This window comes from Allobosea sp. R86505, assembly GCF_042466375.1.
Lineage (GTDB): Bacteria > Pseudomonadota > Alphaproteobacteria > Rhizobiales > Beijerinckiaceae > Allobosea.
This window is the reverse complement of sequence record NZ_JAXHPY010000001.1, coordinates 1,373,957-1,392,467: the sequence shown is the minus strand read 5'-3', so window position 1 is coordinate 1,392,467 and position 18,511 is coordinate 1,373,957. Positions and strand designations below refer to the sequence as shown.

General features: G+C 65.6%; 15 protein-coding genes. 7 read left to right on the top strand and 8 right to left on the bottom strand.

Annotated elements, in window-relative coordinates; translation table 11 throughout:
• Window positions 1-24 precede the first annotated feature (24 nt).
• The 6 genes from SJY11_RS06685 to SJY11_RS06660 all read left to right on the top strand — a co-directional run bounded on the left by SJY11_RS06685 (window position 25) and on the right by SJY11_RS06660 (window position 6,234).
• Window positions 25-1,068, top strand: a complete 1,044-nt coding sequence (locus SJY11_RS06685) for an ABC transporter substrate-binding protein (RefSeq protein WP_376985822.1) — start codon at window positions 25-27, stop codon at window positions 1,066-1,068.
• Entirely contained in the window at window positions 1,065-2,156 is a 1,092-nt protein-coding gene (locus tag SJY11_RS06680; protein ID WP_376985820.1) for an ABC transporter ATP-binding protein, read from the top strand. The genes SJY11_RS06685 and SJY11_RS06680 overlap by 4 nt, the downstream gene beginning before the upstream one ends.
• A 65-nt stretch (window positions 2,157-2,221) precedes the next feature.
• Entirely contained in the window at window positions 2,222-3,058 is an 837-nt protein-coding gene (locus tag SJY11_RS06675) for an ABC transporter permease (RefSeq protein ID WP_376985818.1), read from the top strand.
• On the top strand, window positions 3,055-3,870 hold the full coding sequence (locus SJY11_RS06670; protein ID WP_376985816.1) for an ABC transporter permease: 816 nt from the start codon (window positions 3,055-3,057) through the stop codon (window positions 3,868-3,870). Before SJY11_RS06675 ends, SJY11_RS06670 begins: the two co-directional genes overlap by 4 nt.
• 272 nt (window positions 3,871-4,142) lie before the next feature.
• Window positions 4,143-5,006: a tyrosine-type recombinase/integrase gene (locus tag SJY11_RS06665; protein WP_376984330.1), complete on the top strand. Its 864-nt coding sequence runs from the start codon at window positions 4,143-4,145 to the stop codon at window positions 5,004-5,006.
• Between the two features lie 16 nt (window positions 5,007-5,022).
• A complete protein-coding gene (locus SJY11_RS06660) occupies window positions 5,023-6,234 on the top strand; it encodes an IS91 family transposase (RefSeq protein ID WP_376984328.1) in 1,212 nt (403 codons plus the stop codon).
• 129 nt (window positions 6,235-6,363) lie between these two features.
• Here the strand turns inward: SJY11_RS06660 and SJY11_RS06655 are convergent, their stop codons facing one another.
• From SJY11_RS06655 to SJY11_RS06620, 8 genes are all read right to left on the bottom strand, one after another.
• The gene (locus SJY11_RS06655) at window positions 6,364-7,044 is read right to left on the bottom strand and encodes a hypothetical protein (RefSeq protein ID WP_376985815.1); all 681 of its coding nucleotides are present in this window, start codon (window positions 7,042-7,044) and stop codon (window positions 6,364-6,366) included.
• Window positions 7,045-7,275: 231 nt separating this feature from the next.
• Window positions 7,276-9,657, bottom strand: coding sequence for a cytochrome c3 family protein (locus tag SJY11_RS06650; protein ID WP_376985814.1), 2,382 nt, complete (start codon window positions 9,655-9,657; stop codon window positions 7,276-7,278).
• A 39-nt stretch (window positions 9,658-9,696) separates the two neighbouring features.
• Complete coding sequence (locus SJY11_RS06645) at window positions 9,697-10,581, bottom strand: hypothetical protein (RefSeq protein WP_376985813.1); 885 nt, start codon at window positions 10,579-10,581, stop codon at window positions 9,697-9,699.
• A gap of 18 nt (window positions 10,582-10,599) precedes the next feature.
• Window positions 10,600-12,966: an arylsulfatase gene (locus tag SJY11_RS06640; protein ID WP_376985812.1), complete on the bottom strand. Its 2,367-nt coding sequence runs from the start codon at window positions 12,964-12,966 to the stop codon at window positions 10,600-10,602.
• A gap of 113 nt (window positions 12,967-13,079) precedes the next feature.
• The gene (locus tag SJY11_RS06635; RefSeq protein WP_376985810.1) at window positions 13,080-13,334 is read right to left on the bottom strand and encodes a hypothetical protein; all 255 of its coding nucleotides are present in this window, start codon (window positions 13,332-13,334) and stop codon (window positions 13,080-13,082) included.
• A 258-nt stretch (window positions 13,335-13,592) separates the two neighbouring features.
• Window positions 13,593-14,588, bottom strand: a complete 996-nt coding sequence (locus SJY11_RS06630) for an HAD family hydrolase (protein WP_376985809.1) — start codon at window positions 14,586-14,588, stop codon at window positions 13,593-13,595.
• A 91-nt stretch (window positions 14,589-14,679) separates the two neighbouring features.
• Window positions 14,680-16,233, bottom strand: a complete 1,554-nt coding sequence (locus SJY11_RS06625) for an arylsulfatase (protein ID WP_376989269.1) — start codon at window positions 16,231-16,233, stop codon at window positions 14,680-14,682.
• 119 nt (window positions 16,234-16,352) lie between these two features.
• Window positions 16,353-17,309, bottom strand: coding sequence for a formylglycine-generating enzyme family protein (locus SJY11_RS06620; RefSeq protein ID WP_376989267.1), 957 nt, complete (start codon window positions 17,307-17,309; stop codon window positions 16,353-16,355).
• A gap of 247 nt (window positions 17,310-17,556) precedes the next feature.
• Between SJY11_RS06620 and SJY11_RS06615 the strand changes: the two genes are divergently transcribed.
• Window positions 17,557-18,510: a LysR family transcriptional regulator gene (locus SJY11_RS06615; protein ID WP_376985808.1), complete on the top strand. Its 954-nt coding sequence runs from the start codon at window positions 17,557-17,559 to the stop codon at window positions 18,508-18,510.
• Window position 18,511 lies beyond the last annotated feature (1 nt).

Below are 18,511 nucleotides of genomic sequence, written 5' to 3'. Positions count from 1 at the left end.
CAGGCGAGGCTGAGGAGATTCTCCATGACGACATTGTCTCGACGCCACTTCCTTGGCGCTGCCGCCGGCAGCGTGGCGCTCTCAGCGCCGACCGTGCTGCGTGCCCAGGCGCGCGAACTCGTGATGATCGGCTATGGCAGCGCCCAGGACGATCCGCTGAAGCGCGCCGGCGAGATTCTCGGCAAGAAGTATCCCGGCGTCTCGCTGCGCATCATCGGCGGGCTCTCGGCCGAGGCGATCGCTCAGATCAAGGCCTCCCGCGGCGCCTCGCCCTATGATTTCGCCGTGATGGGCTCGCCCGCGATCATCAATGCCGTCGACGAGGGCGTGCTCGAGCCGCTCGATCTCGCCAAGGTGCCCAACGCCAAGAACATCGACCCGCGCTTCCCGCCCTACGCCTATGGCATGGGCGTTCCGATCAGCTATGCCGGCATCGGCATCGCCTACAACAAGCAGATGGTGCCGAACCCGCCCAAGACCTGGGCGGATCTCTGGAAGCCGGAATATGCTGGCAAGATCGGGCTCTCGCGGCCGCAATCCAATCTCGGCCTCGCCTGCGTCGCCATCGCGGCCGCCGCCTTCGGCCGGCCGGATTCCGACACCGATTTCGGTCTCGCCAAGTGGAAGGAACTGAAGCCGCTGGTCGGGCGCAATCCCAACCTCCTGCAGCAGATGCTGGAGCGCGGCGAGATCGGACTCTGCCCGCTCTGGCACGACAACACCGGCATCGCCATCGCCAGCGGCCTGCCGCTCGGCTACGCCAAGGTCACCGGCCCAGGCCCGCTGATCCTGCCGACGATGATCGTCAAGTTCGCCCGGACGGCCCATAACGACCTGATCCACGAGTTCGCCGACATCCTGCTCACCAACGAGAGCCAGACCTTCGCCGCCCAGCCGCCCTACTACTTCGGAACGACGGTGAAGGGCATCGTCGCCCCGGCCGGTGCCGCCGCCTTCCTGCCCTCGACGCCTGAGGAGATCGCCTCGATGGTCTCGGTCGACTGGCCGAAGGTCGCGCCCAACCGCGGCAAGATCGTCGAGGCCTTCGACCGGATGTTTGCCGGGTGACCACCGCGGCTGCGCCCATCCCGGCGACCGGGACGGCGGAAGCCGCCCCGGTCGTGGCGATCCGCGACGCGGTCAAGCGCTTCGCGGGCCTCACCGTGCTCGACCGCTGCTCGCTCGTCGCGCAGGAAGGCGAGATCCTGACGTTGCTGGGCTCGTCGGGCTGCGGCAAGACCACGCTGCTGCGCTGCATCGCCGGCTTCCTGACGCCCGACGAGGGCGAGATCCTGATCGACGGCCGGGACACGATCCCCGTCCCGGTCAACCGTCGTTCCGTCGGCGTCGTCTTCCAGAGCTATGCGCTCTTTCCCCATCTCACCGTCGCGAAGAATGTCGGCTATGGCCTGCGCATGCGCGGCGTCCCCGCAGCCGAGATCGGTCGCCGTGTCGTCCAGGCGCTGCAGACGGTCTCGCTGACCGGCTTCGAGGAGCGCTATCCGGCCCAGCTCTCCGGCGGTCAGCAGCAGCGCGTCGCGATCGCCCGCGTGCTGGTGCTGGAGCCGCGCGTGCTCCTGCTCGACGAGCCCTTCAATGCGCTCGACGCCAAGCTGCGCGGCACCATGCAGATGGAGATGCGCCAGCTGATCAAGCGCCTCGGCATCACCGCAATCTTCGTCACGCACGACCAGGAAGAGGCACTGACCATGTCGGACCGCATCGCCGTGATGCGCGCCGGCCGGATCGAGCAGCTGGACACGCCCGAGGCGGTGTTTGACCGCCCCGCCAGTGCCTATGTCGCCGATTTCGTCGGCGCCTCGAATTTCTGGAACGGCCTGGCGAGCCGGGGCCGGGTCGTGCTGCCGGACGGGCAGAGTGTTCCCACCGCGCTCGACGGCGAGGTCCGCGTCATGCTGCGCCCCCACAACGTCCTGATTGAGCCGGCCGGCGCGGACCAGGTGGGCTGGCGCGGCAGCGTCCGCTTCCGCCGCCATGTCGGCGCGCTGATGGAATACGAGGTCGAACTCGCAGACGGGGCTTCGCTCCGGGTCGTGGCGCTGCGCGACGAGACGGTCGCCCGCATCGATGTCGGCGACCGCGTGGCCCTGCGCCTGCGCGACCCCGCCGCCTGCATCGCCTTCCCGCGCGCATGACCCGCCGGCCCCTCCTTCTGCGGTTGGCCGACGAGATCCTGTCCGGACGCGGGATTTGGCCGGCCGTGCCGGCCATCGTCGTGCTCATCGTCGTCGCCGTCATACCCTTCGGCGTGCTGCTCTCGCTCGGCTTCTCAGACATCGTGGTGTCGCGCGGTGTCATCGTCTCGCAGGAATTGTCGCTGCGCCATCTCACCACGGCGCTCGCCGATCCGCTCTACCACACCACCTTCCGGCGCTCCCTGACGCTGGCGCTGACCACGACCTTCTTCTGCAGCCTGCTCGGCTTCCCCGTTGCCTATCTCTTCCTGATCGGTGGCCCCTGGGTGCGCCGCATCATCCTCGTGCTGACGATCGCGCCGATCCTGACCAGCGGCATCGTCCGGACCTATGCTTGGATCGTCATCCTCGGCGGTCGCGGCGTGGTCAATGCGACGCTGATGGAGTTCGGGCTGATTTCGCAGCCCCTGCGCATCATCAACACGCATTGGGCGGTGCTGATCGGCATGGTGCAGATCCATCTGCCGATCATGATCCTGCCGCTGATCGCGGTGATGAGCCGGCATGATTCCAGGCTGGAGGAGGCCTCCGCCAATCTCGGCGCGAGCCGGCTGGCGACGCTGCGGACGATCATCCTGCCGCTGAGCGTGCCCGGCCTCGGCACCGGCGCCGCGCTCGTCTTCACCCTGAGCTACACCACCTTCGTGGTGCCGCAGCTCCTGGGTGGCGGCAACTATCTCAACGCCGCGACGATGGTCTACGAACAGGTCGTCTACTCGCTCGAATGGAGCAAGGGCGCGGTGACCGCGATGATCCTGATGGCGACCTGCCTCGCCGTCCTGCTGGTCTTCGCCTGGCTGACGCATATCGGGACGCGCTGGACACGGGTGGCGCAGCGATGAAGCGGATCGACGGCGCCGAACTCCTCGACCGGCTGGGCATCGGCTTCATCATCGCGCTCGCGGTGCTGGCGCTCGCGCTGCTCCTGCTGCCGGCGGTCATCGTCGTCGTGATGTCCTTCGACACGCGCGGCTATATCAGCTTCCCGCCCGCGGGCTTCACGCTCGACTGGTACGTCAAGGTCTTCAACCAGCCGGTGCTGGTGAACGCGATGTGGACGAGCCTCAAGGTCGGGTTTTACGTGACCCTGCTCTGCATCGCGCTCGGCGTGCCGACTGCCCTGGCCTGTGCACGCGGCGATTTCCGCGGTGCCACGGCGCTGTCCGTCTTCGTGCTGGTGCCGCATATGGTGCCGGGCATCGTGCTCGGCGTCGCCGTGCTATTCTCGGGCGCGTTGCTCGGCATCGGCCCGTCGATCTGGCTGCAGTCGGTCTCGCTCTCGGTCTATGTCATGGCCGTGATGGTGCGCACCGTGATGGCGCGGCTTCAGCGGCTCGATCCCCTGCTCGAGCAGGCCTCCGCCAATCTCGGCGCCAGCCGCTGGCAGACCTTCCGCACCATCACCCTGCCGCTGCTCCTGCCGGCGATCCTGGCCGGCGCCGTCTTCACCTTCATCGAGGGGGTGGACAATCTCTCGGTGACGATCTTCACCCATGGCTATCGCGACCGGCCACTGCCGATCGAGTTGCTCGCCATCGTCCAGAACAGCAGCTCGCCGCTGGTCGCCGCCGTTTCCAGCGTGCAAATTCTGCTGGCGATGCTGGCCCTTCTGGCAATCTCGCTGACCATCGGGCTCGACCGGGTCAACGATTAGGCCAACTTGCTATCGAGCCGCCTCAACGCGCAGAGCGACGTGGCGTTCAAAGCTATTCTCATAGCCGCCTTAACAATCCACAGTGCCAAGTGGTGTCATTCCCGAGATATCCGGTGAGGCAGCGCGCGGCGCAATCGTCCCGCGGGATATGCGCCATTGGACTAAGCCGCTCTCGCGGCAGGGTGCTGCGGCGCGGTCATCGCTGAGATTTCGCCTGTGAGGCGCTGCATCCGAGGATTTGGGGTCGTTTCCCCTGATCCCTGGAGGTTTCCATGATCGATGCCGTCACCGTCAGCCCGCTGCGCCAGCGGATGATCGAGGACATGACCATCCGCCGGTTCGGCGAGCACACGCAGCGCGACTATGTCCGGCAGGTGCGTGAGTTCACGGCCTTCCTTGGGTTGCCGCCGGACCGGGCCGAGCCCGAGGATCTACGGCGCTATCAGCTTCACATGGCTTCGCTCGGCGCCAGCTATGCCCGGATGAACCTGGCCTGCACGGCCCTGCGCTTCTTCTTCCACGTCACGCTGGGCCGGACCGGCTTTGGTGACCGCATGGCGCGGATCCCGACGCCCGATCGCCTGCCGGTGGTTCTGGACACGCAGGAGGTGGCGCTGCTGTTGGCGCATGCGCGGAGCCTGAAGGACCGCGCCGCGCTGAGCATCGCCTATGGCTGCGGCCTGCGCGTCTCGGAGATCGCCAACCTCAAGGTCACCGACATCGACAGCGCCCGCATGCTGATCCGGGTCGAGCAGGGCAAGGGCCGCAAGGACCGCTATGTCATGCTCGCGCCCGACCTGCTCGATCTGCTGCGGCAGTGGTGGCGGGTGAAGCGGCCGCGCGGCTGGCTCTTCCCCGGCCAGCAGCCGGGCCAGCCGATCACGACGCGCCAGCTCAACCGGGCCTGCCATGCTGCAGCCGAGGCAGCCAAGCTCGACAAGCGGGTGTCAATGCACACGCTCAGGCACAGCTTCGCCACCCATCTGCTGGAGCGGAAGACCGATATCCGCGTCATCCAGGTCCTGCTCGGGCACAGGAAGCTCGACACCACCGCCGTCTACACCCGCGTCGCGCTGAAGACGCTGCGCGAAGTGACGAGCCCGCTCGCGCTGCTGGCGCCGCCGCCACCGCCATAGCGGTCCCGCGCCGATCATGGCGCGGCCTTCGCTGGAGGTTGCGGATATCCTGAACCGGCATGGCGAGGCCTATCTCGCGCGCCATCGGCTCAGCCGCGGTCAGCTCAAGGTGATGGGTGCCATCCGGGCCTGCCGCACGGCTGCGCTCGGCGGCCATGTCATGGCCTGCGGCGACTGCGATCACGCGGCCATCGCCTACAACTCCTGCCGCAACCGGCACTGCCCGCGCTGCCAGGGCGCAGCGGCAAAGGACTGGCTCGCGGATCGCCAGGCCGATCTCCTGCCCGTGCCCTACTATCATCTCGTCTTCACACTGCCGGCGTCGATCGCAGCGGTCGCCTACCAGAACAAGGCCGAGGTCTACGGCCTGCTGTTCAGGGCTGCAGCCGAGACGCTCGCCACCATCGCGAGCGATCCCCGGCATCTCGGCGCCCGCATCGGCTTCACCAGCGTACTGCACACATGGGGATCGGCGATGACGCACCATCCCCATCTCCACATCATCGCGCCCGGCGGCGGCCTGTCGCCGGACGGCGCTCGCTGGATCTCATGCCGATCCGGCTTCTTCCTGCCCGTGCGCGTGCTCTCGCGGTTGTTCAGACGGCTCTTCCTCGAAGGGCTCGCGGCCCTGCACGCGGCCGGGCGGCTCGCTTTCCAAGGCAATCTCGCCGATCTGACTGAGGCCGATGCCTTCGCCTCCATGCTGGCGCCGCTGCGGCGCGCCGACTGGGTCGTCTATGCCAAGCGCCCCTTCGGTGGCCCTGAGGCCGTGCTGGCTTATCTCGCCCGCTACACCCACCGTGTCGCCATCGCCAACAGCCGCATCATTGCCGTGGATCGGCACAGGGTCACGTTCCGCTGGAAGGACTATCGCGCCCGCTCCACCGGCAAGGGCCGGCGCAAGACCATGACGCTGACGGCCCACGAGTTCATCCGCCGCTTCCTGCTCCATGTCCTGCCCGACGGCTTCCACCGCATCCGCCATTACGGCCTGCTCGCCTCGAGCCGCCGTGCCGACACCATCGTCCGCATCAGGCAGATCATCGCGGCGACGACGCCGGACGACATCGCCAGAGACGACGTCCCGGTCGCCGCAGCGCAACCCGAGCAGGCCTCTGAACCCCACCCGCCATGCCCATGCTGCGGCGGCCGCATGATCCTCGTCGAGCGCTTCGCGCCGGGCACAGCGCCGCGAACCATCCTCGCCGTCAGGATCGACACATCATGACGATGGCCCCATGGCGGCATCTTCAGGAAGCACTGCCGATCTCGGCCAGAGAGCGGGCAATCCCGTTCGGCCCAATCGCGGAAACGGAGATGGCCGCGGTCTCGGATCCACCAAATGTGCAGCTAAACCTCAGCTTCGGGGCCGCTCGGTCGGAGCATCGCACCGTCGCCTCGCGCCTCGCACGATCTCGCAGACCATACCGCGCGGCGAAATCCCCATAGCCCACGGCCCCGGGCCGCGGCTTCCTCCCTTGGAGGCTTTCGGACGCCGGCCCTCAGCCCAGTCCGAACCCGCTCGCATGGGCCGGCATCCGAAACCCTTCACAGTTGCTGACATTCGCCGCCCGCCAGAAACCAGACGTTTGGGGTTTCGGATGTTTCTCGTAGTCTGAGAGAAGCGGGACGCCGTCAGAAGTCGGCGCGAACAAGAGCTCAATGGTGAGGATCGGCACCGCGCGATCATCAGGTGATGCTCCTGATGGTGCATGCCGCGCGTCATGACCCCGATGAACCCCAGACCCTTCAGCTTGGCGAGGTCCGCGACTGGAGCCTTCACCGCCATGATCGCCCTAACCTCGATCTCTGCCGCAGCAAGCTGCCAGCTGCCGACGTTGTTCATTGTGGCGGCGTGGGCGAGCGCCATGCGGCGAATGGCATCCCGCACCGGTGGCGCGCCGGTCACGATGAACATCATCCCGCCGTCGATGGGCTCGACCTTGGCGTCGGAGTGCAACGTGACGGCGCTCATATCCGCCAGATGTTGCCTCAGCGCCTCGATGTTGACCTTCGACCAATCGGTATGGTGTGTCAAAGCCGGATTGACGTTCCGCTGCGCGCAGGCGCTTCCTGCGCGCTCTCTCGTGCCGAGATCGACCCGCCGGTATGGAGCGCAACTGGGTTCAGACACTTCCCGGCAAGGGCTGGAACATGCTGTTTGATGGCCCACTCGATGCCTGGTTCGACAAGCCCTGGGGGCTCGGCGGGATCGAGCGCTTCGACTGACGCGAAACCCGCCTCGGTCGAGGCCGGGAGGCCCGGTGCCTTACGGGCGCGCCAGCCTCGCGGCGAGGCGCGCCAGTTCGGCATCGTCCGGGCGCAGGCGTGAGAGGCGACCGGCCAGATCCGCTGCGCTGGCGAGATCGCGCCGCGCCTGCGCGTCGGCGAGCAGCGCGCCGAGCAGGGCAGCATGGAAGGGGTTCGCCTGAAGCGCGCTGCGCAGGACCTGGCGTCCCTGTTCCGGCTGGCCGAGCGATTGCAGTGCCACGCCATGGACATAGGCCAGCTGCGCATCGCGCGGCCCGAGCCGCGAGGCCAAAGCGAGGCTCTCCAGCGCCTCGGGATAGCGACGCTGCCGCACCAGCGCGAGGCCGAGCGCGTGATGCGGATAGGGCTCTTTCGGCGCCAGCGCGATCGCCTGCCGGAGCACCGCCTCGCCCTCCGGATCGCGTCCGCGCTGGCGCAGCAGGTCGGCCAGATTGACCGCGAGCGCGACGGCTGCGGGATCGAGCGCCAGACCGGCGCGTAGCTCGGCCTCCGCCGCGTCCGGCTTGCCCCTGCGGATCAGATAGAGCGCCAGGGCGGCCCGCGCCTCGGGCCGGTCGGCATTCAGCGCCTGCGCCGCCTCGAACGCTGCGAAGGCGCGCGTCAGCTGGACGCGAACCGGCTCCGGCACGGTTTCGGGCGAGATGTCGGCCAGGGCCTGGGCGGCTTCGATCCGCACCCCGAGGACGGGATCGGCCAGACGCTCCTGCGCCCAGCGCAGGCGGATCTCGGCGGGCTGCGGCGAGAGGTTGCGCAACGCGGCGATCCGCACGATCGGGTCCGGGTCGTCGAGGCCGAGACGGATGACGCCTTCGGTGGCGATGGCGGGCAGGCGTCCGAGTTCGCTCTGCGCGGTTGCCCGCACGATCCCGGGGATCTGCGGGTTGCTGGCCAGCGCAATGAGCGGCGCGCGTGAAGCTGGGTCTCCCCGGCGCGCATCGTGAAACGTTCTGGCATGGTCCTGGAAGCCTCTTCGGGCCGGTCCGTGCCAGGCCGCCACGGCGTCCGCAGCCCGTTGCGCCGGCTTGTCCGCATGGCAGCTGTTGCAGCTGTTGGGGACTCCGAGGCTCACCGTCAGGTCGGGACGCGGAATGCGGAAGGAATGGTCATGGCGCTTGTCGACGACCATGTAGGTCCGCGCCGGCATGTGGCAGGTGATGCAGTCGGGCGCGTCCCGGCCGGGTTGGTGCCCGGTATGGGTTGCCGCGGCAAAGCGTTGCTGGTCGTGGCATTGGCTGCAGACCAACGGCCCCTCCGCCTTCAGCCGGCCGGAGTGAACGTCGTGGCAGTCGCTGCAGATCACCCCCTTCGCGTACATCTTGCTCTGCAGGAAGGTCTGGTCGGTGAAGACCTCGTCGATCATCTGCCCGTCTGCTTCGAACAGGCCGCTTGTCAGGAGCGCCGGCAGATGCGTTTCGATGATCGAGCGCCCCGGCTTCCAGTCTTCCGAGATCGTGCCGCGCCGCTGGTGGCAGCGGGCGCACATCTCGACCTCGTCGCCCGTCGGGCGCGCGGCACGCGCGGCCGGGCTGCCTGTCGCCGGATCGGGCGTCCAGTCGACCGCCCGTCTCCGGGCTGCGGCGGCCTCGAACCCCTTCAGGACGGGGTCGCCGGTCCTGCCGGCCGCGGCCCAGGTGAGATGGCCGGCACCGGGCCCATGGCAGCTCTCGCAGCCGATGCTGACCTCGGAATAGGTCGTGCGAAAGCTGTCGGAGGCGGCGTCATAGCCCTTCTTCACCACGGTCGAATGGCACTCGGCACACATGAAGTTCCAGTTCTGCATCCGGCCGGTCCAGTGCAGGGCGTCGCCCGGCGGGAACGACTGGTCGCCATAGACATGGAACCAGCGCTGCCCGCCCTGCGCCCGCGGGCGCGTATCCCAGGCCCAGGGCAGCGCCTGCAGCCGGCCATCGGGGAAGGTGACAAGGTATTGCTGCAGCGGCCGCCAGCCGAAGCTGTGGCTGATCGCGAAGGTCTCGGGCTTGCCGTCCTTTCCCTGGGTTTCGACCAGGAAGCGCCCGCCCTCGCGCCGAAACCGGGCTGTCTCGCCGTGATGCGCGATGGCGACGTCGGAGAAATCGCCGAGAACGCTCTGAGGCGTCGCCACAGCCATCGCCTTGGCATGGTCCGATCCCTGCCAGTCGGCGAGCGTCGTTGCATGGCAGGAGGCGCAGGCCTGGGAGCCCACATAGCCCGTCGGCGCATGGGGCGTCAGTTGCCCGATGCCGGATTCCGCGCTCATGGCCGGCGGCCTGGCCTGGGCCTGCGCCTGGTCACGACGCGCGATCTCGCCCTGGACCCATCCCATCGCAAGGACCAGCAGCGCGGCCAGGACGCTGCCGGCGACGCCATGCGCGAGCGGGCTCGGCCTCCACCGCCTCAACCGTGCCGGGTCCGCCACGAACGCCAAAGCCGACGCGCGCTAGAACCGCACGCTCAAGCCCAGCACGGGGCCGTGCTGCAACATGTCGAACTCGTAGCGGGACAGCCCCGAGCCCTGGACGTAATCGACATAGAGGGCCTTGTAGCCGATCACCGCCGAATAGGTGACGCCGTTCGTCGTCTTGAAGTCATAGCCATAGGTCGCCAGCGCCTGCCAGGTGAACTTGCTGCCGCCCGCGCCGAGATCGCCGCGAAAGGCGAGGTGGTGGTTGGGCGCCAGCGAAACGCGCGCGCGGATGCCGGCAAAGCCGTCGATCCAGTCGACGGATCCCGACCGGGCGATGGCACGGCCCCTGCCGATGGAAAGATCGCCCAGATTGACCGTCGTGGCGATGTCCAGCCCGAGATCGAGCTTCTGGTACCAGTAGCGCGCACCGGCGAGCACATCGATGGCGACCGGACCCACGCTCGCGATCTCGTAGGCCGCACCCGCCTCGAGGATCGCCATCTGGAATTGCATGTCGACTGCGGCTCCGACCGCCGCGCCGACACCAGGGGCGGGGCCTCTGGTCCTCAGCCCCGAGCGCTCGATCGTGATCTTCTCGCCAATGACGTCTCCGAACAACGCTAGGCGACCGTTGCGCGCCTCCATGTTGAGCATCAGGGCGACCAGCGAGCCGCCTTCGCCGACCGTGCTTTCGACGATGTCGATGAAGCTCGCATTCACATCGACGCCGCGGCCGCGGACCACCTGCGAGCCGTTGAGCGAGGTCAGCCAGCCATAGGGCGTGACGCGGAAGGTCCAGCCGGCAACGAAGCTCGGCGGCGCCGGCTGCGAGCGCGGAGGCACCAGATCTGCCGCCATGACGGGACCGGCGAGCAGCATGGCTCCTACCCAGACGGCCGCTGTCTTCCACATCGACATTCCTGCTCCCCCTGTCGCCTACTTCGGATCCTGGACGGCGACCGTCAGCTTGGGGATGCGCCCCGTGAAGCGGGACCGGGCTTCGGCACCGATCGCTTCGACGACGGGGGTTCCCAGATCGATGCCGACATCGGCGGTCTCGTCAGCCGAGAAGATGCCGGGCTGGGTGACGGCGATGCGCCCTTCGGCGACTTTCTCGCCATTAACGAACAGCGTGCCGAGCCCCCCTTTCGCCGGGCCGCCACCATCATAGTCGAACTGGAAGCGCAACTCGGCCTTACCGGGCGCCAGCTTGTTCGACGCGGCGATGGTCGTGCGCTGCAGCCCGAGGAAGTTGTAGTCGTAGGCGGGCACGCCATCCTTCACATAGAGCGACCAGCCGCCGAACCTTCCGCCTTGGGCGACCAGCGTCCCGTTGGCGCCACCTTCGGGAACGACGACCTCCGCCGTGATCGTCTTCGACCGGTTCTTCACATTGACGAACACGCCTTCGAGCATGCCGACCATGCCCTCGGACAGGGTCAGCGACCGGCGTGAGCCCATCAGGTCCGGCCGTCCGACGGCCACAGGATCGAGGCGTTCAAAAACCCGGTCATCCATGGGCAGTGCGCCATATTTGCCGGCCTCCTTCAAGAAGAGCGCCTGCATCTCGTCGAGCTTCTTCGGGGTGGTCTTGGCGAGATCGTTGGCCAGGCTGAAATCGGCACGAACATTGAACAACTCCCAACCGGAATTATCCTGCAGGGTCCGGCGCGGCTTCGCTTCCCAAGGCGCCCTGTGGATCGTTCGCGCAAGCCAGCCATCATGATAGATGGCGCGATTGCCAGCGATTTCGAAGTATTGCGTCCGGTGCCGTTCGGGTGCCTTCCCGTCCTCGAACGCATAGACCAGGCTGGTCCCCGCCATGGGGATCTGCTTGACGCCATTGACCGATTTCGGCTCGGGCAGTCCGATCGCCTGGAGCACGGTCGGGGCCACGTCGATGACATGGCTGAACTGGGTCCGGATCTCGTTGCGGGCCTTGATGCCCTTGGGCCAGGACACGACGACGCCATTGCGCGTGCCACCAAAATCAGAGGGCACCTGCTTCATCCAGCCAAACGGCGCATTGAACGCGACCGACCAGCCGGACGCCATGTGGGGGTATGTCTCGGGACCACCCCATTTGTCGATGAGCTTCAGTAGATCCTCGAACTTCTCGGTAAAGCCGTTGAAATAGCTCATCTCGTTGAAGACGCCGTTGGGGCCACCTTCGCCGCTGGTGCCGTTATCGCCGGCGACGTAGAAGACGAGCGTGTTTTCGGCTTGGCCGACCTCCTCGAAGGCCTTCAGCATGCGGCCGACTTCGGTGTCCGTGTATTCCACGAACGCGGCAAAGACCTCTGCCTGACGCGTGAACAGCCGTTTCTCGTCGGCCGAGAGCGCGGTCCAGTCCTTGATCGCAGGTGGCTTCGGGGCGAGTTTCGTACCCTGCGGAACCACACCGAGCGCGATCTGGCGGGCAAGGGATTCCTCGCGGATCTTGTCCCAGCCCTGATCGAATTTGCCCTTCCAGCGGTCGATCCAGGCCTTCGGCACATGGTGCGGCGCATGGGTGGCACCCGGTGCGAAATAGATGAAGGATGGCCGATCCGGCGTCAGCGCCTTCTGGTGCTTGATCCAGGCCCGCGCCTTGTCCGTCATGTCGGTCATGAAATGGTAGTTGGGATCATTGGGCAGTTCGACGACGGCGGTGCCATCGTAGAGGAACGGCGCCCATTGATTGGTCTCACCGCCCAGAAAACCATAGAATTTGTCGAAGCCCTGGCGCGTCGGCCAGCGGTCGAACGGGCCGGCGACGCTGGCCTCCCAGGTCGCGGTTTCATGCCATTTGCCGAAGGCGGCGGTCGCATAGCCGTTCAGCCGCAACATCTCGGCCAGCGGCGCGGTCGCGCTAGGGATCTGGCCGGTGCTTCCGGGAATGGCCGTGGCCAGCTCCGTGATAAAGCCCATGTTCACGGTGTGGTGGTTGCGGCCGGATTTGAGTGCGGCCCGTGTCGGCGAGCACAGCGCCGTCGTGTGGAAATTGTTGAAGCGCAGGCCGTTCTCGGCGAGCTGGTCGAGCGTGGGCGTCCCGATTGGCCCGCCGAAGGTGCTGGGAGCCCCGAAGCCGAGGTCGTCGATCAGCACGATCACGACATTGGGGGCGCCGGCCGGAGCCTTTACCTCGAACCGGGGTGGCGGCGTCACCTTGCGTGCATCGATCTCCGTGTAGATTGGGCGCTTGGGCTCCGCGATCGGCAGGGACGCGCGATCGGGCGTCGTGGTGCGAGGCTGCGAGACGGCGGGCGCGCTGTGGAGCGCCGTAGCGACCACGAGCAGCGTCAGAGTCCTGATGGTCGTCATCGGAGACCTCCGGATGTTCTGTTTGTTGGGTAATGCTAAGGCATGCCGTAGCGGCAGGATAGAGCGCGAGCAGGTCGTTGTCCGGTGGCCGGGCCGGAGGGCCCGGCCGTCCGTCAGCGTCGGCCGGCGCGGTTGACCGGCCCGCCGCGGTTCATCGGCGTGCCCGGCCGGACACCGACCCCTGCCGCCCCGACACCGGGCGTGACGACGGCACGGCGTGCCACTGGGGCTCCGGCGCGCGCGACGCAGCCTTTCGGCACGCCGACGGTCTTGCAGTAGACGACCGCGGCGGCCGGCTCCGCGGTGGCGATCGACAGCGCTCCCGCCAGGAGGGCCAGGGTCGGCATCGTCAAGAGCGCTTTCACCATCGTCGCTTCTCCCCGTTGAGCAGCTCGCTCCTCGATGCGGTGGCGTCTGCAGTGGTTCTTCGAGAGATCGATCGCGTGAACGTCGATGCGCTCGCCGCCATAGTCCTTCGCCAATCGTAGTAATCGCACTAGTATTCCCCTGCGTCATTGATGCATGTCAATCGTCGCGGAGTGAGCCGCATAATCATGCCGGATGATGCAGCCGGCTACATCGGCGATGACAAGTACCGCAATTACAGACGCCACGCCCCCACACGGTCAGTTCTCGAACGCGAAGACACGCTTCCAGTCATTCTTCATGTCCACCACAGTCCAGCCCTTGACCTTCGCCTGATCGAGACCCTTGTCCAGCCGCCCGATAGAGGAGGCGCGGTCATAGGCCCATTCTCGGGTCGCGTCGGTATGATGGACGTAAAGGCAGAAGCGCGGCCCCGCCGTGTCACAGGTCCACTGCAGCATCTGGAGGTCGCCGTCGGAATTGCCGAACGCGGCAATCGGCCGGCGTCCGAGGGCCTTCTGGATCGCGAGGGGTTTGCCCTCCTTGTCATCGATGAAGTCCAGCGCAGGCAGCTTCACGATGATGGGCTTGCCATCACGATACTGCAAAGCCTGCTTGCCGGAACTGCCGATCACCTGCTCGGGCGGGATGCCATAGACCTTCTCGGCGAAGACCCTCATGAATTCGACGCCACCGCCTGAGACAATATAGGTCTTGAACCCGTTCACCCTGAGATAGGCCAGCAGCTCGAGCATCGGCTTGTAGACCATCTCGCTGTAGAGCTTGCCCGTCGTCGGGTGCTTCGCCGTTGCAAACCAGTCGCGGACGACAACCTCGAAGTCATCGATCGTATATCCGGCGTGGGTCGCCATCACCATCTCGAGGATGGCGTGTTCACCTCCGGCCAGCGCCGCCTTGAGGTCACCTCGCAGAACCGAGGCAAAGGGCTCCTTCTCCTTCCATTCCGGCCGCTGGGCCGCCATCGCCTTGATGCGGTCAACCGCGAACAGGAACTGGAAGTAGAACGGCTGCTCGCCCCAGAGCGTGCCATCATTGTCGAATGTGGCAATGCGCTGGGCGGGCGGGACAAAATCGGGCGTGCCGGGTTTGGAGATCTTCCGGACGAACGCCCGGATCGCCTGTTTCGATTGTCCATTGTTCCATGACGGCAGGGGATCAGGGCTTTGCGCGGCGAGCGGCTGTGCAGCGAGCATGACAAGCCCAGCCAGAATTGCCGCAACTGCTTTGAGTCTCATGTATCTGGTCTTTCGACTGAGAGCCATTTTCAGAACGGTGTCTGTGGTTGGCCGCCTCCCCGGAGGGAGGCGGCCTTTTCCTGGTTCTGGTTCAGCGGGACAAAGCCGACTTGAGCGTTGCCTCGACTTTGCTCAGGTTGAAGGAACCAGGCGACTGACTGGGTGGAAACTCCTTCATGCTCAGCAGGAATTTTGCAGCCAGTCCCTGGATTGGCGCGATCACGAAGACGCGGTCGAGCACCCAGTCCCAATAGGTATTGGAGTTGTGTTGTGCTTTCTCAAACGGGTCGCGCCGGAGGTTGAAGATCAGGGGGAAGCGCAGTTCCACCCAGGGTTCCTGCCACACATTAAGCTGTGAACCCCGGTTCTCCAGGAAGACGATCTTCCAATCCTCATATCGGGCGGCAACAATATTGCCATCATCGTTCATGTACCAGAATTCCTTCCGCGGCGATTCCGTTGCCTTGCCGCTGAAGTAATCGAGCATGTTGTAGCCGTCGATGTGGTTCTTGTAGGGGCGGCCGTTGAGCGTGACGCCCTTGAGCAGCTTCTCCTTCACGTCCGGCGCACCCGCCGCCGCCGCAAAGGTCGGCAGCCAGTCTTCATGCGCGACAAGGCCGTTCAACGTGGTTCCGGCCGGGAAGACACCGGGCCAGCGGACAAAGGCCGGCACGCGGAAAGCGCCTTCCCAGTTCGAGTTCTTTTCGCCCCGGAAAGGCGTCGTGCCGGCATCCGGCCAGGTGTTGTAATGCGGGCCATTGTCGGTGGAGTATTGAACGATCGTGTTGTTGGCGATGCCCAAATCATCGAGCAGCTTCAGCAACTGCCCGACATGCAGGTCGTGCTCAACCATGCCGTCGCCATACTCGTCCTGGCCGGACTTGCCGATGTTCTCGGCTTTGACATGGGTGCGAAAATGCATCCGTGTCCCGTTCCACCAGCAGAAGAAGGGTTTGTTTTCCCGGACCTGACGGGTGATGAACTCCTTGGCGGCCTCGACGGTCTCGTCGTCGATGGTCTCCATCCGCTTCTTGGTCAGAGGCCCGGTGTTTTCGATCGTCTGCCCGCCCTTGCCGTCGGCCTTGGTGCGAAGCACGCCGCGCGGCCCGAAGTTCTTCCGAAACTCCGGGTTCTTCGGATAATCCCGGTTCTCGGGCTCCTCCTCAGCATTCAGGTGGTAGAGATTGCCGAGGAACTCGTCGAAGCCGTGCATCGTCGGCAGGTGTTCGTCGCGGTCGCCCTGATGGTTCTTGCCGAACTGGCCGGTGGCGTAGCCCTGGCTCTTCATCACCGTCGCCATGGTCACGTCTGTCTTCTGCCAGCCCTCGGCGGCTCCCGGCAGCCCCACCTTGGTCATGCCCGTGCGGACAGGGACAGTGCCATTGATGAACGCCGCGCGTCCGGCGGTGCAGCTCTGTTGGCCATAGTAATCGGTGAACGACACGCCCTCGCGGGCAATGCGGTCAATGTTGGGGGTCTTGTAGCCCATCATGCCGCGGTTGTTGTGGCTGATGTTCCAGGTGCCGATGTCATCGCCCCAGATGACGAGGATGTTTGGCACCTTGCCGGCCGGTGCGGCCGGTGCGGTCTGGGCCTGCGCCACCTGAACCGGGGTTGCTGTGCCCAGCGCCGCCGTTGCAGCCATTGTCGTGGTGCCGAGCAGGATGTTGCGGCGGTTCAGGCTGCGCGCCGTCCCCGGCTCGCGACCCTCCGCTGTGGGCGCATCGTGAGACGCCTCACCATGCTCGCCTGTTCTGTTCTTCGTCATGTGTTTCTCTCCCCTCTGAAAACGCAGCGAAAACCGATATGGCTGGTGGACGTGTCGACGGGATGAGCGTGACGCGCGGCCGGGCGGTAACGGCGGCAATAGTTGGGCGCGCAAAGATGCGAGCCGCCCTTCAGGACACGGCGAGGTATCCGGGTTGCTGGCTGCAGCGGATCATAGCTTGTGTCCTGCGCCGGACCGCGCGGATTGGCCGGAATGCAGCAGGCCTTCGTCTCGTCCTGACGGTGCCGGGGAGCATACCAGTCGGTGGTCCATTCCCAGACGTTGCCGATCATGTCCAAGAGGCCATAGGCGTTTGGAGGATACTCGCCGACAGGCGTGGTCCGCTTGTAGCGTCGGGGAGAGAGGTTCTCGTGGGGAAACTCCCCCAACCAGACATTCGCCATCTGCCGCCCATCGGGGGCAAGCTCATCGCCCCAGGCAAACTCCGCCTGGTCAAGACCGCCGCGTGCCGCGAACTCCCATTCAGCCTCGCTGGGAAGCTCTTTGCCGGCCCAGGCGGCATAGGCCTGCGCATCCGCAAAGGCAATGTGAACGACCGGGTGATCGTCAAGATCGCGGATGGAACTGCCGGGACCATAGGGCTTGCGCCAGTTTGCGCCGAACCTGAACGTCCACCATTGCGACCAGTCCCGAAGGTCAATAGGGCGGGTTGGCGGATCGAACACGAGCGAGCCGGCTCTCAGCATATGGGGCAAGGCGCCGGGATAATCCTCCGCCCGCGGAGCAATTTCCGCAAAGGTGACATGTCCGGTCGCCTCGACGAAGGTCCGGAAGTCGCGGTTCCTCACCGGGATTGCATCCATCCAGAATGGATCGACCCTGACCCTGTGGGCCGGGGCCTCTTCTGGATAGTGGCTGTCCGAGCCCATGAGATAGGCGCCGCCGGGAATGTAAATCATTCCCGTCAGGGCTGGATCACCGCCCGTCTGCATCGTCGCCGAGTTCTCACCCAACCTGAGATTCATCAGATCAGGCCCCATGTCGGTTGGAGGACGACGATATCGGCGCGCCCAGTTGAACAGGTAAGGGCTCCCTGTGCGATCGCCGAAACAGCCGTCACGATCAACCGCCCCTTCGTTGTTCTTCTATTTCGACGGCGACGATCCTCGTTGATATCCAAGACGGCGTCCAATATCATTGATGGTATAGTCTGTTGCGGATTTCAGCGAGATGCGGCGCATGCTTTCCATCAGAAGCCTGCAATTGGTGCTTGCTCTCAACCGGTTCCGGAGTTTCAGCAGGGCAGCTGCGTCACTTGGAGTTTCGCAGCCCTCGCTGACGCGCAGCCTCAAGGGCCTTGAGGATTCGCTCGGCGTTCAACTCTTCGACCGACCCCACGTCGCGCCGACCGTCTTCGGACAGACCCTGATTGACCGCGGACAGGCGGTCATAGTGAGCTTTGATGACCTCACACTAGAGATCGCACGGCTCAAAGGGCTTGAAACCGGCGATCTCAAGGTTGTGATGGGCCCTTATCCAGCAGACATTTCCGGCGACCGGGCCGTCGCTCTGCTGTCCGCGCGCTATCCACGTCTGACCGTGGAAGTGACGGTCAGGGATTGGACGAGGGCGACCGCCGATGTGGCTGCGGGCGTGGCTGACCTCGGCTTCGCGGACATCACGGAGGCGTCACAGAATCCAAACCTCGTCACCGAACCGGTGCAAGCCGCCCCCTTGCAGTTCTTTGTGGCAGCAGACCATCCACTGGCGACCACGCCAAGCCTTACAATAGGTCATCTCCTGGAGTTTCCATGGGTCGGGCCGACCGTCCCCAATTCGCTCCAGCGACAGGATGTCGAACCGGAAAGGCCCTATGGCTTGGTCGAGTATGAGCAGAAACGTTTCAGGCCACGGATCCTTGTCGAATCCTTCTCTGCCGCCAAAAAAATCGTTCTCGCAGGAGCGGCCGTATCAGCTTGCATTCCCATTCAGATCCGCCGCGAGATCGCGGCGCGGGAACTGGTACTTCTGCCGATCGGGCTGCCGTCCCTGCGGCTGAATTATGGTTTCATTGCCAGACGTGGCAGGTCGTCATCACCGGCCATGCAGTCGTTCATGTCGATCGTGCGCGGACTTGAAATGAACATGTTCGCCGAGCCGGAACCTGAGCTTGGCTTGGGAGCAGCACGGTGAC